Genomic DNA, 24,817 nt, shown 5'->3' with positions numbered 1-24,817 from the left:
TCGTATGAATAAAGGCCGGTTTTCAACATGCCATTTTGAATCCCGGTGTAACCAATAACTGGAAGGAAGTTGTTTATGAAAGCCAACCTAACCCCATTCATTTCTTCGCAGGATGCCAGATCGCAAGCCGAATTTTATTCGCATGCTCTTGGCGGAGAAATCCAATCCACGATCACTTTCGGCGAAATCCCCGGCACGCCGGAGGAAAATAAAGATAAAGTGATGTACATGGCGATGACGGTGGCCGGAGGGAATGACTTGTTCTTGTCCGACTCCTTCGGACCGGTAAGCACGGGCGGCGGAATCGCGTTCGCGCTATCGTTCGATGACGAAGCCGAAGCACGGGAAGCCTATGCCAATTTAGGAAAGGGCGGAACGGACAAATATCCGTTCGTTATGCAGCCTTGGGGCGCATATTACGGCGAGGTCGTCGACAAGTTCGGGATCACTTGGCAGATTGTGAAGCAGGGAAAATAAAGGAGGAACATATGATGAGTCAGGAAGTTATCGAATTTATAAACGCAATCAAGGAACCGTGGCAGGCGGAAATTTCCGCACGTCTTCGCGAAATGGTCCATCAAACGATACCGGACGTTCAAGAGCGTATCCAATACAAGAAGCCTCACTTTTTGAAAAACGGCAAGTACGCTGCGGTGATCTCGACGTCGAAGGATGCGGTCAGCTTTACGATTTTTAACCCCGGCGGAATTGAATTCCCCGAAGGTCCGTTCGACGGCCCTCCTGAGAGAAAAACGATCAAGCTGCGCAGCGGCCAAGCGGTGGATTACGATCAACTGGCGTCGCTGTTAAGTCAAGCTTCCGCTTCCTTGTAACTTTAGCTATGAAGGGGTGGGGAAAAGGGGATGTCCAGAGGGGACAGCCCCTTTGCTTTGCGGTTAGCGGACAGCCTAATGGGCCCCTTTATATTCCTTGAATATCGGATTATGGCCGCAAACCATAAGCCCCTGCCCCCAGTTCACGTGAACTTCTTCCGTCGGCAAATCCTCGGGATCGCGGTATTGGACCAGTATGTTTCTTCTCGGCCGTAAGCTTCGATTGATACCCGAACCGTGAATCGTCAGGTAATTGAAGAACAGAACATCCCCCGCACTTGCCGGGCAAGGCGTACCCGACGAGATCGGGTACTCTTGATGATCCAGATAGTGGGCTCCTACGTGCGGCATCGGGCCGTTTTTGTGCGTTCCGGGAATGACGCACAGACAGCCGTTTTCCATATCGGAATCGTCCAGGTGGATACTTGCCGCGATCATCGAATGCTTCGCATGCGGGAAATACGGATAATCCTGGTGCATCGGGAATGCCGCGCCTTTTTCCGGCGGCTTGACCAGCATCTTGGAATGGTGAACTTGCACATTCGGGCCAATCAATCGGGATAAGACGGCAGCCATGTTAGGATGGCACAGCGCCCGGGTAAATGCCGCATCATGATAATGTACATCGTGGAAGCCCTTTAATACGAGCTTCTTCAACTGCTCCGGGGGCAAATAATCCCCCTGCCACGTATCGCTTCGATCGAACTTCGATTGGGCCGCGCGGTCGATAATCGCATCCGTTGCGCTTCGCATCTCTTCTACTTCCGCGCTGTTGAATACACCTTTCACCAGCAAATAGCCGTTGTCACGATAAAAATCAACCTGCTCCTGGGTAATCATCCTGTCAGCCTCCCCCAAATTGATGGATCGCTATCCATGATGTTATTGTAGAGAGAAACCGACGGGTTGTATTTGATCAAATCAGTCAAGTCATTGCACATTTCGGACATCCATGCCAAGGGAGCGCCAGATTATGTTCGATCATCCGGATAAAATTCAAGCCTGTTTAAACGAAATCGTCCCGCGTCTTCAGGACTTATCCGCCTCCTTCACCATCCATTATTGGGGAATCGATCCCGCTCATTTCGATAACCCCGTTCATCAGCATTCCTTTTTTGAAATCTGCTATGTCCGGGAAGGAGAGGGAATGTATATGGACGGTGACGATCTCTTTCCCTTGCGCAAGGAAACGTTATTTTTATCGCGACCCGGCATCCGCCACCAGATTCGCAGTGAGAAAGGGATGTTTCTCCTGTACATCGCTTTCGAAGTCGACGAAGAGAACACGGACCCTGCCATTGTTCGGCACTTTCGGCAGCTTGCAGCTGCCGATCGTATTGTGATCTACGATGCATACGCCAATCCCACGGCACTAATCTGGACCGCGCTTCTGAAGCATTTGCAGGGGCCGATCCCCCTAACGGAGCATTATGTGAAGAGCGCCGCCCTGTCGCTGTTATTTTCTTTTTGTTCCGCCTTTCAAGCCGAAGCTCCGTCATCGGGTCTTGGCACTTCCGGTTACAGACCTGCCGCCTACGCGTTGAATCGGGCGATCCGATTCGTGAAAGACAACCTTTCGCATTCGATGACGTTGGCGGAAGTAGCCGCTTATCTTCATCTCTCCAGCCGCCATTTGTCCCGGTTGTTTCGGCAGGAGCTCGGAATGAGCTATATCGGATTCGTGCAGCAAGAAAAAATTCGCCGCGCCGTCGACTTATTGAAGCATACCGATTTATCCTTGATCGAAATTGCCGAGAAATCGGGATTTTCCAGCATTCATTACTTCACGAGATCATTTTCCCGGACAATGGGCATGCCCCCCGGAAAATACCGGGAGGCCATGCATGAAAAGAAAGCTTCGGAATGATGACAAGGGACCGTACCCTATTCGTTACACCAAGGTTGTACCGCCGTCCACCACCACGATCTGTCCGGTGGAATGTCTCTCGCGCATCAGGTACAGGAACGCCTCTGCTGCATCTTCGGGTTCGCCTATTCGGCCAAGCGGCAGGGATTTTCCGGCAGCCTCAAACATCGCGTTGCGCTCTGCTTCGGGAATGCCGCTCCACATCTCGGTGCGCATCAGCCCGAAGCGAACGGCGTTGACCCGAAGCGGGCTGAGCTCGACGGCGAGCGCTCTGGTCAGCGCCTCGACTGCGCCGCAGACGCTGCCTGCGACCGTGCAGCCCTTCTGCGGCCGGACGCCGGCCGTACCGGAAGCGAGCGTGATCGAGCCGCCCGGCCGGATGTTCGCGCTGCCGTATTTTGCGGCCATGAGCGCACCCCAGTAACGCAGGTCGAACATTTGACGCGCCGCGTTCGTGTCCACTTCGCCGAGATTGGCGAGCTGCAGCGGATCGCCGGCCGTGAACACCAGGTGATCGAATTCACCGATACGGCTGAAAAAGTCGCGTACCTGCGCCTCGTTCGGCAGATCGACCGCGTGCCCTTCGGCACCTTGGGGCAGACGCGAGACTGCCGCGTCCACTTTCTCTTTGCGGCTGGATACGACGACGACGGACGCCCCTTCCTGTGCTGCGGCTTCGGCTGTCGCAAATCCCATTCCGGACGTTCCTCCGAGGACGATGACACGTTTTCCTCTTAATGTGCTTCGACGTTCGTTTTGTTCCGGTTTTATCATAGGTTTTGATCTCCTTTGTTTTGGATTAGGGTAATGGTGCTGCCCGGGACTTGCCGAATAGCTGCTGGACCGCGTTCCTCCTTCACTGCGGCCGATGAGTCGATTATAATTAGTTTTATCACTGGCAAACAGGTTTGCATTTGTAGTACTATTCGGAATACTAGTCGTACGGATACTGCTATAAATTGTATCAGGATATGGAGTGGTATCATCGTGATGAATAACGAAAGAAGACGGAAAGAGCTGGCGGATTTCCTGCGGACTCGCCGCTTGCGTTTATCTCCGCAGGAATTGGGGCTGCAGGTGGACACCTCGCGCCGCCGCACGCCGGGGCTGAGACGGGAAGAGGTGGCGAGCTTATCCGGCATTTCCTTGCCGTGGTACACCGCGCTGGAGCAGGGTCGGGATATTCAAGTGTCGGAGCAAGTGCTGAAAAGCCTGGCGCGGACGTTGCGGCTGAGCCAGGACGAGCGTAACCATCTGCACGTCCTGGCGAACCATTCCGCCGTATCCAAAGGGATGGAGAATGAAACCCTGTCTCCTTCCCTTCAACAAATACTCGACAGGCTGGGAACTTATCCGGCGTATATCATCGACAAGCATTGGAACGTGCTTGCTTGGAACAAAATTACCAGTTCGCTTTGTGGAGATTTTAACCGGATGGCAGAGATCGAGCGCAATATTCTTTGGCGTGCCTTCACGATGGATCATGAAAAAAAACGTATTGTCAACTGGGAAAACGTCGCCACTTCGATGCTGGCGCATTTCCGCAGCCGTTACGCCATGAATATGAACGATTCGTGGTATCAGGAGTTGGTTTGCAGGCTATGGGACCGAAGCGAGGAGTTCAGGCTGTGGTGGGGACGCCATGAGGTTTCCGGAACCCTGGAAGGGGACAAAGTGGTCCGGCATCCCGAAGCGGGTCTGCTGGCGTTTCGTTACAATACGCTGCCCCTCTCGGAAAACAGCAGCTTCTTGATGCGGGTGTATACGCCGGCGGAGCCCGTCGAAACGGATCGGCGGCTGCAAAAGCTGTTGCACGAGTCTTGCTAAGTCGGCAGCCCGGCGCTTCATTCAAGCCTTGCTCCGTCCGACTCGTTATTCTATAATGAAAACAAAACGTGGAAATGGTGGGATACGTGCAGTGATGATGATGGCTGTGTTCCTGACAGAAGTGAACGGTTAAGTCTTAACCGAATACCATAAGCGCACCCGCGGCGCTCTGCATGATTTCGCAGGGCTGCTTTGCCATGTGTCCGCTTGTGTACTCCTGTTATGAACCCGATCATCACGTCTATGCACGAATCGTTGAACCAAGGCAGCCTTTTTGGCGTGTCTTGTTTCCGTATTCCGACGCATAGGAAGCCGTGGATGAACATGTTCATCCACGGCTTTTTTTGGTTTTCGCGCCAGACCCTGATACAACACTCATGCGAGAAAGGCGGAATGGAAATGCGTTCCTTCAAACCGGAAATGAATACGGAAGCGGCCCTCGGCTATTTGCGGCAAATCGAGGGGGAGGCTGTTGCCGATGTGACCCCGATTGACATGGGAGAGCTGAGCAAGGTGTACAGCTACACGAAGGATGGCAAGGAACGGGTTATTCATTTTAAGAACGACCCGGAGACGCTGAAGAAAGTTAAATTTATTTCGGATCAGTATGCCTCTTGCGGGGTGCCGATGCCCCGGATTCTCGCGGTCGGCACCTGCGGCAATGCCCATTATTCGATTGCGGAAAAAGCGGCGGGAACCCCGGTCATCTCCCAAGCCGGACCGGATATCCGCGGCGTTCTTCCCGATCTGGTCCGGCAATTTACCCGGTTGAATCAGATTGGAGTAGAGCCATTTTCAGGCTTCGGGTGGGTCCGGCCGTCGGGAGAAGCTTCGTTCGATACTTGGGCGGAATTTCTGGTTTCGTTATTCGATGAAGAGCAGGAAGGATTTTATCAGGGGTGGACGTCCCTTTTTGAAAGCAGCTTTCTGGAGAAGGATGTATTCGAACGGATCTATGCCGCGATGATGGAACGGATTGGCCATGCGCCCGAGGAACGCTACCTGGTGCATGGGGATTTCCACTTCGGAAATATGTTAGCCCGGGATCAGGCCATAACCGGAATTGTCGATTGGGAGATGGCGATGTACGGCGATTTCATGTTCGACTTGGCCGTTCTGCATTTGTGGGCCCCGAAAGCGCAATTTCCGCAGAGAGTCCGCGAGGTCTGGGCCGAAGAAGGGCGCTCTATCCCTTATTTCGAAGAAAGGTTGCTCGGGTACCAGCTCTTCAAAGGCTTGGACGGCTTGCGGTTTTACGCGAAGAAAGGAGACAAGCCTGCCTACGATTTCACGAAAAATCATCTGTTCGCTTTGCTGGAACAGGCCGAATAGCGATGGGCCAGGGCAGACTGCCGGGACCATAATTGGACAATGACGGCCCGGACCTTTATCAACCGGTTGCTGAAGAAAAACGCGATCGGGCTCGAGAAGGCCGGAAGGAGTTACCGATATTACCCGCCGGTCTCCGGACAGGAACGCGTCCGGGCGAAATTTGAGCGCCTCGCGCTCTCCAAGCCGCGGATTTGAACAATGTTTAATTCATTGCGAAAGAAATTGTGCAGGCGGCTGCCTTGCATAATTTCTTTTTTTATTGGCGCGGATTCGGTACAGCTCGTCTCAATCCAACGTTTTATTTCCATTATGACATCATATTTATCCCAAATATTTCATACCATGGAGGTAGAGTGCCGTTTCATCGCAAGTCCCTTTGTATGCTCAAAGGAGAGATTTCATGAGGTTCGAGTTCACGGAAGAGCAGGAAATGATCTGTGATGTGGTGCGCGATTTTGTCGCCAAGGAAGTGGAAACGAAGGCTGAACAGCTGGATGAAGCGGAAGCGTTAGACCGCGGACTGTTCGACCGGATGGCTGCGCTTGGCTTTACCGGCTTGCCTTGGCCCGAATCGGACGGCGGGGCCGGGGGAGGCTTCACAAGCTATGTCCTGCTGCTGGAGCAGCTGGCCGGAGGCAGCGCTTCGCTTGGGGCGGCGCTCTGGACGCATGTGCAGCTTGTGACCTGGCCGGTGTACAGGTTCGGGCGGAAGGGGATCGGAGCCAAGTATTTGCGGGCGCTGATTGAGGGCCGGCAGCTTGGGGCCGGGGCGCTTGCACCGTGGCCCGAAGGGCTGTCTTCGCCTGCCTTCGCGCTGACGGCGAAGCCGGACGGGGACGGGTATATTCTCGACGGGACGCAGGAATTCGTTTTCAATGGCAAAGAAGCCGATCTGTTTCTGGTTTACGCGAATGTGGAAGGCGAAGGGGAAACCGTACGAACCGCTGCCTTTCTCGTTGAACGGGGGATGGCCGGTTTGCAGGTACGACCCGTCACCCAAGCTCTTGGCCTTCGCTCCTCCGGCATGGCTCATCTGGCCTTCGATCGCTGTCGCCTTTCCGGGGGACAGCTGATCGGCAATGTCGGACAAGGGACCGATATCGCCAGGGAGACGTGGGCCAGCGCCCGGTACGGTTTGGCGGCACTGGCCGCCGGGATTGCGCAAGGCGCCTTGAAGGCGTCGCTGGCTTATGCCAAGGAGCGGACGCAGTTCGGCAAGCCGATTGCGCGGCATCAGGCGGTGGCGTTCATGCTGGCCGAGATGTGCGCGGCCGCCGAGGCTTCGAGCCTCCTTGCCCGTCAGGCCGCGTCGAATGAGGACAAGGGGCTGGCTTACGCCGGGCCGTCCGCCCGGGCGCTGGCTTTTGCGGCCGATGCCGCCATAGCTGCGACGACGAATGCGGTCCAGATCCTTGGAGGCTATGGCTATATGAAGGAGTACCGCGTCGAGCGGTACATGCGCGACGCCAAAGCGCTGCACATGCTCAAAGGCATGGGCGTATGGGGCGGAAGCGGATGACGTTCGAAGCCGGAAGGCGGAAAATTTTTTAGGATTACGCGGCTTTCTTGCGGAAAGCCCGGAAGGAGAAGCGATGAGAGAATCTGTGATTGTCGGGGGAGCCCGCACGGCATTCGGGAAATTCGGGGGCGCATTGAAAAGCAAGCAAGCTGTCGAGCTTGGCGGCATTGCCATCGAAGGAGCTTTGGACAAAGCAAAGGTGGCTCCCTCCGAGGTCGATGAGGTCATTATGGGTATGGTGCTGCAGGGCGGCGCCGGACAAATCCCGTCGCGTCAGGCGGCGCGGTTGGCCGGATTGGACTGGCGCGTGCAGACGGAGACGATCAACAAGGTATGCGCCTCCGGCATGCGCAGCATTACGTTGGCCGATCAAATCATCCGGGCAGGCGATGCCGAAACGATCGTAGCCGGCGGGATGGAAAGCATGAGCAACGCGCCGTACGCGGCGGTGGATGCGCGCTGGGGCTGCCGTCTTGGGGACAAGAAAGTGACGGACCTGATGTTGCGAGACGGATTGAACTGCGCTTTTGAGCATGTCCACATGGGAGAGTACGCCGAAAGAATCGTTGCCGAGAAAGGCATCAGCCGCCAGCTTCAGGACGAATGGGCGCTGCGAAGCCATAAACGTGCCATGGAGGCCATCCGGCAAGGGCTGTTCAAGGACGAGATCGTGCCCGTCGCTTGCGGGGCGGGCTCTTACGCGGATGTCGATACGGATGAAGCCCCGCGCGCCGATACGAGTGCGGAGAAGCTCGCCAAGCTGCCGTCCGCCTTTGTGCAGGGAGGTACCGTGACCGCAGGCAATGCTTCGGGCATTAGCGACGGCGCTGCCGCGCTGGTGGTCATGTCCGAGGAAAAAGCGGTCCGCGAGCGCTACTCGCCGCTTGCGTCCATTATCGGGCACACGACCGTTGCCGCCGAAGCGCCTTATTATACGATAACGCCCGGACTCGTCATTCAAAAGCTGCTGCAAAAGACCGGCAAATCCTTGCGGGAAATTGACTTGTTGGAAGTCAACGAAGCATTCGCGGCGGTCGTTCTTGCCAGCGGCAGCCTCGTCGGCTGGGACGAGGATAAGGTCAACGTCAACGGCGGGGCGATCGCGCTCGGGCATCCGATCGGGGCCAGCGGAGCAAGGATCGTTCTGACCTTGATTCATGCGCTGAGGCGGCGCGGGGGCGGGCTCGGAATCGCCGCCATTTGCAGCGGAGGCGGACAAGGGGATGCGATACTGCTTCGGGTGGACGAATAAAGGGGAGTTGACGCCTGATGGAGCTGTGCTTCACGGACGAACAGGAGCGCTTCCGGAGCAAGGTGAGCGAATATGCCGTTAGCCGGATCGCTCCGTCCGTCCCGGCTATGGAGGAAACCGATGCTTTTCCGCGTGCGCTCGTCAACGACATGGGCGGCTGGGGTCTTCTGGGGCTGCCGGTTCCCCGGGAATGGGGCGGAAGCGGCACGGATATGATTTCATATATGATCGCCATCGAGGAAATATCCAAAGTAAGCGCCACGGTTGGCGTTATTCTGTCCGTCCATACTTCGGTTGCGACCTTGCCTATTGTGTATTACGGGACGGAGGAGCAAAAAGCGAAATACCTTCCAAAGCTCGCCTCGGGGGAATGGCTCGGGGCGTTCGCCCTGACGGAGCCGCATGCCGGCTCCGATGCGGCCACGATCAGGACATCCGCCGTATGGGACGGCAAAGACTATATCCTGAACGGATCGAAAGTGTTCATTACGAACGCGGGCGAGGCGGACGTCTATATCGTTTTTGCCGTGACCGGTCCGGGGCAAGGGTCTTCCGGGGTTACCGCCTTTATTGTCGAGGGAGCTGCGCCCGGCTTCCGCGTCGGGAAGAAGGAAAAGAAGATGGGGCTTCGCGGCTCCAATACGTGCGAGCTGACCTTTGACCAGGTCCGCCTTCCGGCCGCACAGCGGCTGGGGCAGGAAGGACAGGGGTTCGCCATGGCCAAGTCGATTCTGGACGGGGGCCGCATCGGCATCGGCGCGCAGGCGCTCGGCATTGCCAGAGCCGCCTTGGAACAGACGGAGCGCTTCGTAAGGGAGCGGTATCCGAAAGAGCGGCAGCGTGCGGTAGAGCCCGTGCTGACGGAGCTGGCGGCCCGGGTCGATGCGGCAAGCCTGCTGGTGTACCGGGCTGCCTGGCTGCGGCAGAGCGGCAAGCCTTGTACGAAGGAAGCTTCCATGGCCAAAATGTTCGCCAGCGATACCGCCATGGCGGTCACGACGGAAGCGCTGCAGCTGCTTGGTGGGAGCGGATGGACGAACGAACAGCCGCTCGAACGATGGTTCCGCGATGCGAAAGTGACGCAAATTTACGAGGGGACCAACCAGATTCACCGGATCGTCATCTCCAACGAACTGCTGAAGCCCTAGACTGCTTCTGCCGAAAGCAGCGATTCAATAACCGATTCGATTTCAGATGGTTCCGTCGTAGTTTCGTATCTGGCGTGTATACGGCCGTTACGATCGATCAGAAACTTCGAGAAATTCCATTTGATGCCGTCGCCGGCGTAGATTTCCGGATACTTTTGCTGCAAAAAGTCCTGCATCCACTGACCGCCCGGAGTATGGGGATCGAAGCCTTGAAAGGGCGCTTGCTTCGTTAGATATTCGAATAATGGATGGGCAGACGGCCCCCTGACTTCTATTTTTTCAAATAACGGAAACGTCGCTCCAAAGCTGCTCTCGCAGTATTCCTTTACTTCCGAGCCGCTGCCCGGTTCTTTCTCGTTGAATTGGTTGCAAGGAAACGCGAGAATTTCGAACCCCTTATGACGGTAGCTTTCGTAAAGTTGTTGAAGTCCGGCGAATTGCCGGGCATAACCGCACCTGCTTGCCGTGTTGACAATAAGGAGAACCTTTCCACGGTAAATGGACAAATCAACGAGTTGGTCATCCAGTGAGTTCACTTTGAAACCGTAAACCGACATCGGATCGCTCCTCCTTTGATTTCGGGGTTTATGGTAACGAAATCCATCATATGGCGTTTTGTTTTATTGGTCCAATATATAATGAAAATAATTTTTATAGATAAAACCAATATGTCATTCCAACAAGATATTCCTCTCAACTTGAGCTGCCAGGATAGTGCCGTTAGTTGATTGCCGGCGATCCGTCTGATTTTATTGTGCTGGAACGGAAAAGGCCGCATGCTGCCCGAAACCAATCTTACGTTTCATGTTATGTGCTGAACGGACGGAGCGGACGGTTAGCTTCGTTTCGCCTATATGCTTCGATTTTTCGCTATGAGGAGAGATTTTCTTGGAAACTGCGCGTGTATATCGAACAAAGCACAAGGCCAGATTTGTTACCGCTTCCGCTTTGTTTGACGGTCATGACGTCTCGATTAACGTGATGCGCCGGATTTTGCAGGCCAGCGGAGCGGAGGTCATTCATCTGGGTCATAACCGATCCGTGGACGAGGTTGTGCAAGCGGCGATTCAGGAAGACGTGCAGGGCATCGCTATATCTTCCTACCAAGGCGGGCACGTCGAATATTTTCAATACGTCATCGATCTGTTGAAGGAGAGGGGCGCAAGCCATATCCGGGTATACGGGGGCGGGGGCGGCGTCATCATTCCTTCGGAAATGAAGCGGCTGCACGACTATGGCGTGGCCCGCATTTTTTCGCCGGAGGACGGAAGAAAGCTGGGGCTGCAGGGCATGATCAATGTCATGCTGGAGGAATGCGATTTTTCGACGGTTGCGGGCTACGTGCCCGATCTTGAGGAGCTGAAGCGGGGAAATCACCGCGCCATCGCGCAAAGCATTACGGCCGCCGAGAGCTTGAGCGGCGAGTCCGTTCCTTCCAGCCCGGAGCTTCATGCCGCGTTCGAGCAGATCAAGCAGGTGCCGTCCGACGCTCCGGTCGTCGGCATCACGGGTACGGGCGGCGCGGGAAAAAGCTCGCTTACGGACGAATTGGTCCGCCGTTTCCTGCGGCATTATCCCAACAAGAGCGTCGCCATCCTGTCCATCGATCCGACCAAGCAGCGGACGGGCGGCGCATTGCTGGGAGACCGCATCCGGATGAATGCGGTGCATTCGGACCGCGTCTATATGCGAAGTCTGGCGACGCGTAACTCGGGTAAGGAGCTGTCGCAGGCGATCCGCGAAGCGTTGGCGGTGGTCAAGGCGGCGGGCTTCGATTGGATTCTGGTGGAAACGAGCGGGATCGGGCAGGGGGACCACCAGATTACGGAAATCTCCGATATGACGCTGTATGTCATGACCAGCGAATTCGGGGCCCCTTCGCAGCTGGAAAAAATCGAGATGCTCGATTACGCTGATCTAATCGCGATCAACAAGTTTGAACGAAGAGGCTCGGAGGATGCGCTGCGCGAGGTCAAAAAGCAGGTGCAGCGAAGCCGCGGATGGTTCGAGCAGCCCTACGAAGCGATGCCGGTGTACGGGACGATCGCCAGCCAGTTTAACGACGCCGGAGTCAACAGGCTGTTTACCGCGCTCATCTCCGGGATGAACCGCAAAGGCGGCGGCGACTGGCCGGTTCCGGATTTCTCGACGGAGAAAAGCTTCAAAAAGCAGGTCATCATTCCCGGCGAACGGATCCGGTACTTGGGAGAGATCGTGCAGACGGTCCGCAGCTACAAAGCTTTCGTAGACAAGGAAGCGGAATTTGCGCGCGCCTGCTACCAAATCGAAGGAACGATGCAAGCGCTGAAGCGGGAGCACGCGCCGGAGGACAGCATCGCTACGCTGCAAGAGCTGAAAGAGAAGTACGAGCAGCGCCTGCATCCGGCGACCCGCACCCTCCTGGCCCGCTGGCCGGAGGTGCGCAGCCGTTATGCGGGCACGCAATTGGTCACCAAGGTCCGGGACAAAGAGATCGTCACCGAGCTGGCGACCACAAGCTTGTCCGGGCTGAGGATTCCCAAGGTATGCCTGCCTGGCTTCCACGATTGGGGCGATCTGGTGAACTGGCTGTACCGCGAGAATGTCCCGGGAACGTTCCCTTATACGGCAGGGGTGTTTTCTTTTAAACGGACGGAGGAGGACCCGAAGCGGCAATTCGCGGGCGAGGGAACCCCGGAGCGGACCAATCTCCGCTTCCATTACTTGTCGAAGAACGATCCGGCCAAGCGGCTCAGCACCGCGTTCGATTCGGTGACGCTGTACGGCGAGGACCCCGATTACCGGCCGGACATTTATGGCAAGATCGGGGAGAGCGGCGTCAGCATCTGCACCTTGGACGATATGAAGAAGCTGTACGCCGGCTTCGATTTGTGTCATCCGCTGACCTCGGTCTCGATGACGATCAACGGCCCGGCGGCGATCATTCTGGCCATGTTCATGAATACGGCGATCGACGGCCGGGTGGACAAATTCCGCCAGGAGCAGGGGAGGGAGCCTTCCGACGACGAAAAGCGGCAGCTCGCCAAGGAAGCGCTGAAGCAGGTTCGCGGAACCGTGCAGGCGGATATTTTGAAGGAGGATCAGGGGCAAAATACGTGCATCTTTTCCACCGAATTCGCGCTGCGGATGATGGGCGATATCCAGCAATATTTTATCGATCACGAAGTGCGGAACTACTACTCGGTCTCGATCTCCGGCTACCATATTGCGGAGGCCGGGGCGAATCCGATCTCGCAGCTCGCCTTCACCTTGGCGAACGGCTTCACGTATGTCGAATACTACTTGTCCCGGGGCATGCACATCGACGATTTCGCGCCGAATCTGTCGTTCTTTTTCAGCAACGGGCTCGATCCTGAGTATACCGTGATCGGCCGGGTGGCGCGCCGGATCTGGGCTACGGTGATGCGAGAGAAATACAAGGCGAACGAGCGCAGCCAGAAGCTGAAGTACCATGTCCAAACCTCGGGCCGGTCGCTGCATGCACAGGAAATCGATTTTAACGACATCCGCACGACCCTGCAGGCGTTGCTGGCGATCATGGACAACTGCAATTCGCTGCATACGAACTCCTACGACGAGGCGATCACGACGCCGACGGAGGAATCGGTGCGCCGGGCCATGGCCATTCAATTGATCATTACGAAAGAACTCGGACTCGCCAAAAGTGAAAATATGCTCCAGGGCTCCTTCGTGATCGAAGAGCTGACGGACCTGGTGGAGGAGGCCGTCTTGTCTGAGCTGGAGCGAATCAGCGACCGGGGCGGCGTGCTCGGGGCGATGGAATCGCAGTATCAGCGCGGGAAAATCCAGGATGAATCGCTGCTGTACGAAACGAAAAAGCACAACGGGGAGCTCCCGATCATCGGCGTGAACACCTTCCAGAACCCGAATCCGCCGACGGATGACCCGCCGATTCCGATGGCCCGCGCCACGACCGAGGAGAAGGAGCAGCAGATCGCCAATCTGCGCGCGTTTCAAGCGAAGCATCAAGACGAGGCCCCGGCCGCTTTGGCGAGGCTTCAGCAGGTGGCTTTGGACGGAGGCAACATTTTTGCCGAGCTGATGGATACCGTCAAGGTAGCCAGCTTGGGGCAAATTACGCATGCGCTTTATCGAGTGGGCGGGCAGTACCGCCGGAATATGTGATCGCTGCGGGGAACGGCAGAGACCGCAACCCGCGAGGCGAAGGGAAGCCATACGTTCAATCAAGGAGCGATACCTATGTCTATCGATTCGATTTCGCAGCATCGGCGGCTCGGGCTGACGGATGAGGATGTGCTGGAGATGTATACCTTCATGCTGCGGGCGAGGAAGGCGGACGAGCGCATTTATTTGATGCAGCGCGCGGGCAAGCTTGCCTTTCACATCTCCGGCATCGGCCAGGAGGCGGCGCAGGTGGCGGCTGCTTTTGCGCTCAGGAAGAGACACGACTACTTTCTGCCGTATTACCGTGACTACGCCTTCGTCTTGTCCGTCGGCATGACCCTGAAGGAGCTTATGCTCGGCGCGCTTCTCAGGGCGGAGGACCCGGGCGGCGGAGGAAGGCAGATGAACGGCCATTTCGGCGGGAAAAAGCATCATATCGTGACGATGTCCAGTCCGGTGTCCACCCAGATTCCGCATGCCGTCGGCATTGCCTTGGCCGCCCAAATGCGGAAGGAGGACCGCGTCGCGTTTGTGACCTTCGGCGAAGGGTCGAGCAATCAGGGTGATGTGCACGAAGGGTTCAATTTTGCCGGGTTGTTCCGGGCGCCGGTCATTTTCATGTGCGAAAACAATCAATACGCCATTTCCATCCCGGCTCATAAGCAGGTGGCCGGGCGGATCGTCGACCGTGCCGCAGGCTATGATTTTCCCGGATTCCGCGTCGACGGCAACGATGTGTTCGAGGTGTACCGCGTGGTCAAAGAAGCAAGGGAACGCGCCGTTCGCGGGGAGGGGCCGACATTGATCGAAGCGATGCTGTACCGCATATCTCCTCACTCCACGTCCGATGACGACATGCTGTACCGGACGAAGGAAGAGGTTGAATTTCATAAGCAGCAGGACGGCATTCTTCGTTTCCGCCGTTATTTGTTCGACTGCGGCCTGCTGGACGAGGAGAAAGACCGCGCCATTCACGACACCGTCAGGCAGGAAGTGAACGAAGCGGCAAAATATGCGGAGCAAGCGCCTTATCCCAAGCCGGAAGATACGCTCCTGCACGTCTATGCGGAGCGATAAGGAGGATAGTTGGACCGATGGCCATTATCACTTATTTGGAAGCCATCCGCTCGGCGATGTCGGAGGAAATGCAGCGGGATGAGCAGGTCTACGTGCTCGGGGAGGATGTCGGCAAAGGCGGTGTCCTGAATGCGACCAAGGGACTTCGCGACCGGTTCGGAGAGCAGCGGGTGCTCGATACGCCTTTGGCCGAATCGGCAATAGTCGGTGTCGGCATCGGCTCGGCCATGGTCGGCATGAGGCCGATTGCGGAGATGCAGTTCGCCGACTTTATTTTTCCCGCGACGAACCAGATCATCAGCGAGGCTGCCAAAATCCGTTACCGCTCGAATAACGACTGGAGCTGCCCGATCGTCATCCGCGCTCCCTACGGCGCTACGGGAGGCGGCGGCTTGTACCATTCGCACTGTCCCGAATCCGTCTTCTTCGGAACGCCCGGGCTCAAGCTGGTCGCGCCCTCGACGGCCTATGACGCCAAAGGCCTGCTGAAAGCGGCCGTGCGGGATGAGGACCCGGTCCTTTATTTCGAGCACAAGAAATGCTATCTGTCCGTTTCCGATGAAGTGCCCGAGGAAGATTACATCGTGCCGATCGGGAAGGCCGACGTGAAGCGGGAAGGAAGCCATATTACCGTAATCACCTACGGCATCACGGTGCATTATGCGCTCAAAGCCGCCGCCGAGCTTGAAGAGGAAGGTATCAGCACGCACATCCTCGATCTGCGGTCGCTGCAGCCGCTCGACAAGCCGGCCATTCTGGAAGCGGCGGCCCGGACAGGCAAAGTCCTCATTGTGCATGAGGATAACAAGACGGGGGGCGTCGGGGCGGAGGTATCCGCGATCATCGCCGAAGAGTTGCTGTATCAGCTGGATGCCCCCATTATGCGGCTGTGTCCTCCCGACGTTCCTGCCGTAGGGATGGCGCCGACGATGGAAAAGTTTTATCTGCTTAATCCGGATAAGGTGAAGGAAGCGATGCGGCGGCTGGCGGAAATGTAAATTTGCTTTCCCTTGAAAAGCTTGAGGAGGGGTCCCATGGCGAGCAAGGAGAAGGAGGGAACCGTCATTACGGTTCCTCATTTGGCGGAAAGTCTTGTTTCGGCGACGATCGGCAAATGGTTGAAGCGTCCGGGAGAATACGTCAAGGAATACGATCTGCTGTGCGAGCTGATGACCAACAAAGTAAACGTGGAAATGCCTTCCCCGGTGGAGGGGGAGTTGGTCGATATTCTGGTGGAGGAGGGACAAGAGGCCGATGTCGGCGCGCCCATCTGCATCATCCGGGAACCGCACCAGTCTGCGGTTGCGGAAGAACGGCCGGCAACCGCCGAGGCCTCCGCGCCTTCCGGGCAAGCCTCCGCCGGAGCTTCGGTTCGGGAGGCAGTCGGTTCTGGGGAGCAAAAGATCCGATATTCCCCGGCCGTTCTGCACTTGGCAAGCGAGTACCAGGTCGATCTGCGGCAGGTCAAGGGAACGGGCATGAACGGCAGAATTACGCGAATCGACGTGTTGAATTATGTGGAGGAGCGTCGTAAGGTCGAAGGGCAAAGCCGGCATGAAAGCCGGATACGGCAAGGAAACCCCGCTGGGGCCGAAAAACCCTCTCCCGCCGGGACTTCCGATGCGTCTGAAAAGCCCGCGCCTTCGTCCCCGGCCGCTTCCGGGAAGAGCCTGCCGGCGCCGCAGCTCAACGCGGACGGCCAAGCGGTCCCTGTGACGCCGATCCGGCGTACGATTGCCGCGCGCATGCAGCAGAGCGTGTCGGAAATTCCGCATGCTTGGATGATGATCGAAGCGGATGTCAGCGGTCTTGTTTCCTTGAGGCACAAGTGGAAGGAGGAGTTTTGGCGCAAAGAGGGCGTGAACTTGACGTACTTTCCTTTTGTTCTGAAGGCGGTGGCGGCCGCCATAAAACAAGTTCCGATGATGAATTCGGTCTGGTCGGAGGACCGAATCATCGTCAAGAAGGACATTCATCTTTCCGTCGCCATAGGCTCCGAGGATTCCGTGGTCACGCCGGTGATCAAGCACGCGGACCGCAAAAGCGTTGCCGGCCTGGCGCTGGAATTGGACGAATTGATTACGCGGTCGAGAAAAGGGAGGCTGACGCTGTCCGATTTGGAGGGCGGCACCTTTACGGTCAATAATACGGGGGCCTTCGGCACGGTTCTGACGTGTCCGATCATCAATTATCCGCAAGCGGCTCTGATGACGTTCGAATCCATTGTCCGCCGGCCCGTCGTTGTTGGCGAGATGATCGCGGTGAGATCCGTCGCGAATTTGTGTCTATCGCTCGACCATCGCATCCTGGACGGCATGATATGCGGTAAATTCATGCAGCAGGTCAAGCGGAATCTCGAAAGCTATGATAGGGAAAGCTTGCTGTATTGAATTACATAAATAATATATAATGGAAATATATTACTTAACTAAATTCCTGAAAATAAATAGAGTTGGAGGCGGAGCGCATGGCGATTCAGACGGTTATGGTCATTGGGGCCGGACAAATGGGCAGCGGCATTGCACAGGTCGCCGCAGCGGCAGGATTGAACGTCCTGCTGCACGATAATGCCGAGGCGTCCCTTCATCAAGGCATCTCCCGACTGACGAAAAGTCTTGGCCGGAGCGTGGAGAAAGGAAAGCTTGCCGAGGAACAAAAAACAAGCATTCTGGCGCGGATTGTCCCGTGCGCCCGGTTGGACCAAGCGGCTCAGGCCGATCTGGTCATTGAGGCGATTATTGAAAGCATGGAGCATAAAACGACGCTGTTCAAGCGCTTGGACGACCTTTGCCGGCCGCAGGCGATCCTCGCGACCAATACGTCCTCGCTCCCGATCACGGAGATCGCCGCCGTGACGGGGCGGCCTTCGCAGGTGATCGGCATGCACTTTATGAATCCGGTGCCGGTGATGCCGCTGGTCGAAATCATCCGCGGTCTGGAAACCTCCAACGAGGTATTCGGGCAAATCCGCGATTTGGCGGAGCGCATGGGGAAAACGCCCGTGGAGGTGAACGATTTTCCCGGCTTCGTATCGAACCGCGTCCTGATGCCGATGATCAACGAGGCGATCTATACCGTCTACGAAGGCGTGGCGGCGCCGGAGGCGGTAGACAAGGTGATGAAGCTGGGAATGAACCATCCGATGGGCCCGTTGGAGCTGGCCGATTTCATCGGGCTCGACACGTGCCTGTCCATTATGGAAATCCTTCACCATGGCTTCGGAGACAGCAAATACCGCCCGTGTCCCCTGCTGCGCAAATACGTCAAAGCCGGCCGGCTCGGCCGCAAAACGGGCAGAGGCTTTTATACCTACGATTCATCCTTGTAGCACGTTCCCTAAACCGCAGCTTTCTCTTATAATAGAGGCAGATAGCATACTTGACCAAGGAGAGGAAGCAGGAGATGAAGCTGCGGTTTGAAGGGGATTTAAACGTTTTATTACCGGGCATTCGCGAATTGTCGCAGGAGCTTCGGATGATCGAGGCGGAAGACGGTATCGTCGTCCGTGTCGAGCCGTCGGCCGGCGAGCTGGAAGTCGGCATGGAGCAGGGGAAGGCCTATATTCGCTACGGTCAAAAGCATCAGTTCTTTCGCGGGCTCGGGCTTCTTGTGCAGCACGGCCTCCATGGAGAGCCGTTTCACCTTCGGGAGAAGCAGCAGTTCGACACGATCGGGCCGATGTTCGATTTGTCCCGCAATGCGGTGCTGACGCTCGACAGCTTCAAATTCATGCTTCGCAAGATGGCTTTAATGGGATTAAACAGCGTCATGCTGTATTTGGAGGATACGTACGAGATTAGCAGCGAGCCTTATTTCGGCTACATGCGCGGCCGCTACACGCAAGCGGAGCTGAAAGAGATTGACGATTACGCCGACCAATTCGGCATCGAGGCGTTCCCGAGCATCCAGACCCTGGCGCATTTGGAAGAATTCCTGAAATGGGAGCCGGTGAAGCATTACAAGGATACGAAAGGCGCGCTTCTGGTCGGGGATGAGCGGACGGACAAGTTGGTCGAAAACATGATCGAGGCCGCCAGCGCTCCGTTCCGCAGCCGCAAAATCCACATCGGCATGGACGAGGCGGAAGAGCTCGGCCGCGGAAAATATATGGACCGCAACGGCTACACGAGCCGGTTCGAGATTATGATTGCGCATCTGGACAAAGTGCTGGACATGACGCGCCGCCGGGGCTTGAAGGCGATGATGTGGAGCGACATGTTCCTGAAGCTCGCTTCGCAGAACGGCAGCGATTATTATGACAAGGATACGCAAATTCCGGAGGAGATGGCTCGCCGCATTCCTAAAGATGTGGACATGGTATACTGGGATTATAACCACATGGAGCAGGAGGACTACGAGAACCTCATTGCCAAGCACCGTCCGCTCGGCTGCAACTTGGTATTTGCCGGCGCCGTCTGGGTATTTAACACGTTCGGGGTCAATTACGGCTTATCGCTGAACGCCTCCGACGCCGCGCTGCAGGTGTGCAAAAGAGAAGGCATCCGCGAGGTTTATGCGACCATGTGGGGCGACGATGGCATGGAGAGTAATCCTTTTGCGGCTTTGCTCGGCATGCAGCTCTATGCGGAGCACGCGTATTCGGAAGCGAAGCCGGATCCGGCGAAGCTCGCGGAGCGGGTCAAGTTCTGCACCGGCATCGAGGCCGGCGCCTTCCTGACGTTCAAGGATTTGGACGAGGTGCCCGGCTCCGAGCCGAACAACCGGATGCAGAGCAATCCTTCCAAGTTTTTGCTGTACCAGGACGTGCTGCTCGGGCTGTTCGACAAGCAAATCGAAGGACTGGAGCTGTCCGCGCATTATGCGAAGGTGGAGCAGGACATCCGCAGCCGGCGCGTCAAGGAGGCCGAGCTGGATTATTTGTTCGAGGTGCCGGAGAAGCTGTGCGGCGTGCTGAAGCGGAAAAGCGAGATCGGCATCGTGCTGAAACGGGCGTACGACGCCAAGGATACGGGGACGCTGAGACGCATCGCGACGGAGGTGCTGCCGGAGATTGCGGAAGCGGTACGGGAACTGCGGGCCGCGCATCGCGCCCAATGGCTGCGGATGTTCAAGCCGTTCGGCTGGGAAGTCATCGACATCCGCTACGGCGGAGTCGTCAACCGGCTGGATACGGCTTCGTTAAGACTGCTCGACTATGTGGAGGGCCGGATCGAACGGATCGAAGAGCTGGAGCAGGAGCGGCTCGTGTACAGCTCGTCCAACCGGTTCAACAACCGCGGCGTCGGCTGGTGCAGCTACTATTACCGGATGGCGTCGCCGAATGTCTTTTTCCATGTGATGAATCCTTTTTAAACGAAATGAAGCCAGCGAAGCGCTCGCTGCTGCAGCGGGGCTTCCCTTTTTTTTCTTGCTGCTTGTTAAAAATCGCGCAGCTTATCGAAAGTATCGAACAGCTTATCTGCGTCCACCTCGATGCCTGCGGCAGACAACGTCTCCTGTGCTCCGCTTAACAGATCCTCCAGCACCGTATAAATTTCCTCGCGCTCCACCGTTTCGATAAAGCCGCTGCGGCGGTCCATTTGGTTGAACGCTTTGGTGTAGTCGGACACTAACGCGTCCAGCGCGGACTCCGCCTCGGCTGCCGTTAGGCCGCCGCTCCGGATTTGCTCCGGTAATGCCGACATGCCCGCCAGCGTTTTTTTGTATTGATTCATCGCTTTCTTGGCTTGGGCCGCCGTGATATGCTCTCGCCCGTCCCAGTCGCGGAAAGGGTTATTGAGATTTTCGGCCAGCCATTCGGGCTTGCGCGGCTTGGTGATCGACAGGTCCAGACCTTTGGGAACTTCTTTCTTGTATTTGTCCTTAATCGCTTTGGCGGCATCGGCGGGCAAGCTGGTCATCCACAACCAAGTAAGGTCGGGCAGCCGGTCCGGACCGGGAAATGCTTCGCCGGAGAAGCCGAACATATCGTAGGTGCTGAATATTGTAAGGTTCGTTAATTGTTCGAGCTGCTGAAGATTAACGACGTTGCCGGGCTTGCCCCATAGACGCAGCTCCTTCAAATGAGGGTAGCTCCGCACGATGAGCTCCAGGTCCAGCTCCTTCGCCCCTGTTACATGCAATCCGGCCAAACGTTCGAGACCGCATACCGGCGGCGCATTGTCCGTAAAGGCGGCCGTCAGCCATTGTCCGCCGTTCTCGGCATGGATTTTCAGCTTGGACGATGGCGTGCCCGTTAATGAAAGAAAGGTTACTTCTTTATTTAAATACAGCTCCTCCAACCCATCCGCCTGGAGGATCAGGCGCTCCAAGCTGCTGCTTCGGAGGTCGATCGACGTGCAGCCGTGGTTCTCCAGTTGCAGCTCGTAAATAAACGGATTGCCGTTTACAAACGGCAGCAGCGACTCGTAGGGGCGGTCGGCGGCGATGCGCGTCAGGCAGGGAAACTGCTCCAGGACGGACAAGTCGGAGAACTGCCGAAGGGCGACGTGATTGACTGCGCTGGTCGAGCGGGCCAACTGCACGTCGCCCACGACGACAACCGGCGTATTGTCCTTTGCCGCTTCCTTGAACGAGCGGCGCCGCGCTTCGGGAATGCTCTGCCACTTCAATTGGTTGACTATACTTCTGCCTATATGCCAATTGGCTGTATAGCTGTTTGTTTCTTCCGTGATAAGCGGAGGCCGGTTTCCTGCGAAAATGTAATGTTTGGGAACCTGCGCTGTGACATACGAATGATCAAGCCGGTTATTCCAGAAGTAATAATCGCAGTATAACGGTTTCATCTTGTCGAGCTCTTCTTCCGTGGGCAGCTTGTCCCCGGTCCAGTCGAGCTCCAGCACGGCGGCCAGCGGCTTAGTCTTTTCCTCGATTCGGGTCACCTGACACGCGGCATAGCGCTGCAACTGCTCGACGAATACGCAATATATATCTCCGGTATTCGGCTTCAATCCAATCATCCTTTCCCTTGGGGCGAGCTTCTCTAACCTTATTTATCGGTAGTAGACCTACGGCAATTCAGGCATACAAGAAAAAACGCCAACCTTCGGAGGCTGGCGTTTCCCTTCAATGTCCGATGACCCCGGAATGATGCAGCTGCTTGGAATATTTGCTCAAAAAGGACGTAAGCGCCGGCTTGAACATATATCCTATGACCAAAAAAGCGAAGAAAAATCCGACCAGCGTCCAGACGTCTCTCATCAGCGTCGGGTAGCTTACCCCGGCGAGCGCTTCCCGCAGCCCGCTGATCGCATAGGTAAATGGAAGCATGGAATGAATCGTTTGAAAGAAAGCCGGTGTCACCTGAATCGGGAACGTGCCTCCCGAGCCGGCGAGCTGAAGCACCAGCAGGACAACGCCGATCGATTTGCCGATATTGTTAAAGAGCGTAACCAGCGTGTACACGATCATGGAAAATACAACACAGTAAAAGAGCGTGAGTCCGACGAATAACACGGCTTCCTGAATGTGGATTTTCAGCAAAAAGATGTCCCCAAGCGCCACGATAAGTCCCTGCAGCACGGATAAGGTAGCAAACAAAAGATATTTGCCCAAGTACTCTTCATGCGAGGTAAAGCTGAAATCCGCCGGTTGGAACTTGACGGTGAGCAGAGACGTGAGCAGCAGACAACCGACCCACAAGCACAGCGTTGTATAAAAAGGCGTCATCCCCGCTCCGTAGTTGGCGATCGGAAATAACGGGTGCGTGCTCATCGTTACCGGAAGAGCAAGGAAGTTGGTGTCTGCAATGCCCCGGTTTTGCAGCAGCTTGATCATGTCCTTGACATCAACCGTGTTGTCGATTTTTTGGAAGACCGCCGCCAGGTCGCTCAGGCGCTGCTGAAGATCCGGCACACGCTCTTTGAAATTCCGGATATCGTCCACCGCCACTTTGCCCCCGGATGACATGCTGGTCATCAAATCCTTCGCTGCGGCCAAATCGTCCTGCGTGTTGCCAAGAATCGCATTCACATCGGCGAGAAGGATCGAGCCTTTTTGCAGATAAGATTCCGTTTTCGGAAACAGGGTTTGGTCGAGCGCAAGCGATACTTTGCCGATATCTCCCGCAATCGCAAAGTTCATCCGGGCCAGATCCGGCAGCAGTTTCTCCAGGTTTTGGTTGTTTGCGATATTTTTCCGGAGATCGGCCGTCTTGCCTTTCCACTCCTCCAGCCTTTGGGCCAGACGTTTCAAGTCTTTGCTGAGCTGAAACGAACCTTTGGCGGAGGATTGGGCCAACGAATTGGCATTTTTAAGAATCCTGTTGATCATGTCGCTAATCGTTTCGATGTTTCGCGACAGATTGCTGTCCAAATCGGCCTTTTTATAGGCCAGCGTCGTACTTAAATTTCGGGTAAACGAGCTGATGTCGGAAGACAGCTGCCGCATTTTTTCCAGATTGTCGCGCAGGCGGGCAAATGTCCGGATATTCAAGGCTTCGTCGATCGGAGCAAGCAGCTCGTTGACGGCATTCTGGAATTTGGTGATCTTATCCAAAACCCGGTCGTTGATCGGCTGCAGCTTACTTAAAATATTCTCTACGGCATTAACATCCTTGATCTTCGCTTTTAAATCTAACAGAAGCACCCGGAACTGGTTCAGTTCGATTGCAATGTCGCTCGCCATCGCAAGGGTCTCTTCGGGCACCGTTACGCCGGCTTTTTCAAGCTGCTCCGAAGTATCCTTCACCCGCTCTTGCAGCTGATCGAGATCTGTAACGGCATTGTCGAGCTGGGTGAGCACCTCCGGTTTATACACCGTCAGTTGGTTGTTCACGTCCTCGGTCGTCTCGGTTAATTTATTGAAAATGGTCTGAAGCAGATACAGGTTCTCTTGCAAATCCGGCGCGATTTCTTTCAAGTCGTCGCTGGTTTTGTACATATCCTTGCTTAATCCGTCGTTCAGCTCGATCAGTTTGCCGAGCGTATCCTGAACCGCAGGAACATGATCTGCCGTCTTATCCAGCTGGGTAAAGCCGTTCTCCGCCCGGTTCAGCATCTCATCCAGATTTTGGTTCAGCTTCGGCATATTTTCGTTCAGGGTGTAGAGCAAATTTTTGTATTTTTCGATTTCGGGATACTTCTGATCCAACTCGGCTCCGGCTTGATTCAGCTTTTCGAATACTTTTGTCGTCACCGTCTCGACAAAGGAGGTGCTGATCTCCCGCTGGATCGTCGAGGCGCCCGCATCCGTCATTTTCGCGGCGATGGCATTCTCCTTTTCGTTCACATAATATTCCAATTCGGGCTTAACCGGCTGGTCGCTGAGCATCGTGCTCATTTTCAGCGAAAAATCGTCGGGAATCACAATGGTGGCGTACACCTCGCCATGTTCCGCCTTGGCTATGCCCTCGTCCTTCGTATTATAGAAGGTCCAGCCGAGCTTCTCGTTCTGCTGCAGCGAGTGAACGATTTCGTCCCCGATGTTGAAGGTAACCCCTCGCAGCGTGCCTCCCTTGTCGTTATTGACGACCCCGACCTTGATGCCCTTCGTGTTGGCGTAGGGGTCCCAGGAAGCATAAATGTTAATCCAGGCGTAAAGCGATGGCAACAGAATGAGTCCGCAGACCACCGTCAGGGTGACCCAATTCGTAACAATACGCCGGATATCGTGAGTATATATGCGCAGTACCGTCCGTAGAGAAACTTTTCGCATCGTTATCTGTACCTTTCATCGTGCCGGGAGAACAAAACTCCCTATATTTTTAAGTATAGTATAGTATTATACAACATTCCGGGTGCATTTGAAGCGATATCGTAGGGAGAATCTCCGTGCCGTCAATATTTGTTCCATTTTTTGGGGCGAGAAATAGCAAAAACGCCAGCCCGCAAGGCTGGCGTTCGTATCCGAAGATGG

20 protein-coding genes are annotated in these 24,817 nt (G+C 55.9%); 15 read left to right on the top strand and 5 right to left on the bottom strand.

Translation table 11 applies throughout. The annotated features are described in order from the left end of the window. Positions 1-75: 75 nt before the first annotated feature. A complete protein-coding gene (locus PEH01S_RS04600) occupies positions 76-477 on the top strand; it encodes a VOC family protein (protein ID WP_127484108.1) in 402 nt (133 codons plus the stop codon). A 14-nt stretch (positions 478-491) separates the two neighbouring features. Continuing rightward, positions 492-833 carry a DUF1801 domain-containing protein gene (locus tag PEH01S_RS04595; RefSeq protein WP_127484107.1) on the top strand — a complete coding sequence of 114 codons (342 nt, stop codon included), beginning with the start codon at positions 492-494 and terminating at the stop codon, positions 831-833. Positions 834-908: 75 nt separating this feature from the next. On the opposite strand, the gene PEH01S_RS04590 is transcribed toward PEH01S_RS04595, so the two are convergent. Beyond that, positions 909-1,673: a phytanoyl-CoA dioxygenase family protein gene (locus tag PEH01S_RS04590; RefSeq protein WP_127484106.1), complete on the bottom strand. Its 765-nt coding sequence runs from the start codon at positions 1,671-1,673 to the stop codon at positions 909-911. 133 nt (positions 1,674-1,806) lie between these two features. On the opposite strand from PEH01S_RS04590, the gene PEH01S_RS04585 reads away from it, so the two are divergent. Beyond that, positions 1,807-2,700 carry an AraC family transcriptional regulator gene (locus PEH01S_RS04585; RefSeq protein WP_025848981.1) on the top strand — a complete coding sequence of 298 codons (894 nt, stop codon included), beginning with the start codon at positions 1,807-1,809 and terminating at the stop codon, positions 2,698-2,700. Positions 2,701-2,724: 24 nt separating this feature from the next. Here the strand turns inward: PEH01S_RS04585 and PEH01S_RS04580 are convergent, their stop codons facing one another. Next, complete coding sequence (locus PEH01S_RS04580) at positions 2,725-3,474, bottom strand: SDR family oxidoreductase (protein WP_036713597.1); 750 nt, start codon at positions 3,472-3,474, stop codon at positions 2,725-2,727. A 216-nt stretch (positions 3,475-3,690) separates the two neighbouring features. On the opposite strand from PEH01S_RS04580, the gene PEH01S_RS04575 reads away from it, so the two are divergent. The 6 genes from PEH01S_RS04575 to PEH01S_RS04550 all read left to right on the top strand — a co-directional run bounded on the left by PEH01S_RS04575 (position 3,691) and on the right by PEH01S_RS04550 (position 9,778). Continuing rightward, on the top strand, positions 3,691-4,527 hold the full coding sequence (locus tag PEH01S_RS04575; protein WP_127484175.1) for a helix-turn-helix transcriptional regulator: 837 nt from the start codon (positions 3,691-3,693) through the stop codon (positions 4,525-4,527). 399 nt (positions 4,528-4,926) lie between these two features. Further along, on the top strand, positions 4,927-5,859 hold the full coding sequence (locus tag PEH01S_RS04570; RefSeq protein WP_127484105.1) for a phosphotransferase family protein: 933 nt from the start codon (positions 4,927-4,929) through the stop codon (positions 5,857-5,859). Positions 5,860-5,898: 39 nt separating this feature from the next. Next, positions 5,899-6,054 carry a BlaI/MecI/CopY family transcriptional regulator gene (locus tag PEH01S_RS04565; protein WP_084159551.1) on the top strand — a complete coding sequence of 52 codons (156 nt, stop codon included), beginning with the start codon at positions 5,899-5,901 and terminating at the stop codon, positions 6,052-6,054. A 205-nt stretch (positions 6,055-6,259) separates the two neighbouring features. Next, positions 6,260-7,378, top strand: a complete 1,119-nt coding sequence (locus PEH01S_RS04560) for an acyl-CoA dehydrogenase family protein (protein WP_127484104.1) — start codon at positions 6,260-6,262, stop codon at positions 7,376-7,378. A 73-nt stretch (positions 7,379-7,451) separates the two neighbouring features. Further along, positions 7,452-8,630, top strand: coding sequence for an acetyl-CoA C-acetyltransferase (locus PEH01S_RS04555; protein WP_025848987.1), 1,179 nt, complete (start codon positions 7,452-7,454; stop codon positions 8,628-8,630). Between the two features lie 17 nt (positions 8,631-8,647). Further along, positions 8,648-9,778 (top strand): acyl-CoA dehydrogenase family protein, encoded by a 1,131-nt coding sequence (locus tag PEH01S_RS04550; RefSeq protein ID WP_127484103.1) that lies wholly within the window; start codon positions 8,648-8,650, stop codon positions 9,776-9,778. On the opposite strand, the gene PEH01S_RS04545 is transcribed toward PEH01S_RS04550, so the two are convergent. Further along, positions 9,775-10,335 (bottom strand): glutathione peroxidase, encoded by a 561-nt coding sequence (locus tag PEH01S_RS04545; RefSeq protein WP_127484102.1) that lies wholly within the window; start codon positions 10,333-10,335, stop codon positions 9,775-9,777. The two genes, PEH01S_RS04550 and PEH01S_RS04545, sit on opposite strands and share 4 nt — an antisense overlap. A gap of 331 nt (positions 10,336-10,666) precedes the next feature. Here PEH01S_RS04545 and icmF point away from each other — a divergent pair, with 331 nt between their 5' ends. The 6 genes from icmF (at position 10,667) to PEH01S_RS04515 (ending at position 20,314) form a co-directional block, all read left to right on the top strand. Next, positions 10,667-13,924, top strand: a complete 3,258-nt coding sequence (gene icmF / locus PEH01S_RS04540) for a fused isobutyryl-CoA mutase/GTPase IcmF (RefSeq protein ID WP_127484101.1) — start codon at positions 10,667-10,669, stop codon at positions 13,922-13,924. Between the two features lie 75 nt (positions 13,925-13,999). Then, entirely contained in the window at positions 14,000-15,001 is a 1,002-nt protein-coding gene (locus PEH01S_RS04535; RefSeq protein ID WP_127484100.1) for a thiamine pyrophosphate-dependent dehydrogenase E1 component subunit alpha, read from the top strand. Between the two features lie 17 nt (positions 15,002-15,018). Next, complete coding sequence (locus PEH01S_RS04530; RefSeq protein WP_127484099.1) at positions 15,019-15,999, top strand: alpha-ketoacid dehydrogenase subunit beta; 981 nt, start codon at positions 15,019-15,021, stop codon at positions 15,997-15,999. Between the two features lie 36 nt (positions 16,000-16,035). Beyond that, a complete protein-coding gene (locus PEH01S_RS04525) occupies positions 16,036-17,391 on the top strand; it encodes a dihydrolipoamide acetyltransferase family protein (protein ID WP_127484098.1) in 1,356 nt (451 codons plus the stop codon). A gap of 77 nt (positions 17,392-17,468) precedes the next feature. Beyond that, positions 17,469-18,329, top strand: coding sequence for a 3-hydroxybutyryl-CoA dehydrogenase (locus PEH01S_RS04520; protein ID WP_127484097.1), 861 nt, complete (start codon positions 17,469-17,471; stop codon positions 18,327-18,329). Between the two features lie 74 nt (positions 18,330-18,403). After that, complete coding sequence (locus tag PEH01S_RS04515; protein WP_127484096.1) at positions 18,404-20,314, top strand: beta-N-acetylhexosaminidase; 1,911 nt, start codon at positions 18,404-18,406, stop codon at positions 20,312-20,314. A 65-nt stretch (positions 20,315-20,379) separates the two neighbouring features. On the opposite strand, the gene PEH01S_RS04510 is transcribed toward PEH01S_RS04515, so the two are convergent. Both PEH01S_RS04510 and PEH01S_RS04505 read right to left on the bottom strand, forming a co-directional pair. Beyond that, positions 20,380-21,921, bottom strand: coding sequence for a hypothetical protein (locus tag PEH01S_RS04510; protein ID WP_174807098.1), 1,542 nt, complete (start codon positions 21,919-21,921; stop codon positions 20,380-20,382). 106 nt (positions 21,922-22,027) lie between these two features. Next, the gene (locus tag PEH01S_RS04505; RefSeq protein WP_127484094.1) at positions 22,028-24,616 is read right to left on the bottom strand and encodes a YhgE/Pip domain-containing protein; all 2,589 of its coding nucleotides are present in this window, start codon (positions 24,614-24,616) and stop codon (positions 22,028-22,030) included. Positions 24,617-24,817 lie beyond the last annotated feature (201 nt).

Source organism: Paenibacillus ehimensis NBRC 15659 (assembly GCF_004000785.1).
Taxonomy (GTDB): Bacteria; Bacillota; Bacilli; order Paenibacillales; family NBRC-103111; genus Paenibacillus_G; species Paenibacillus_G ehimensis.
Note: the sequence above shows the minus strand (reverse complement) of the source record. Positions and strands in the feature narration are given on the sequence as shown.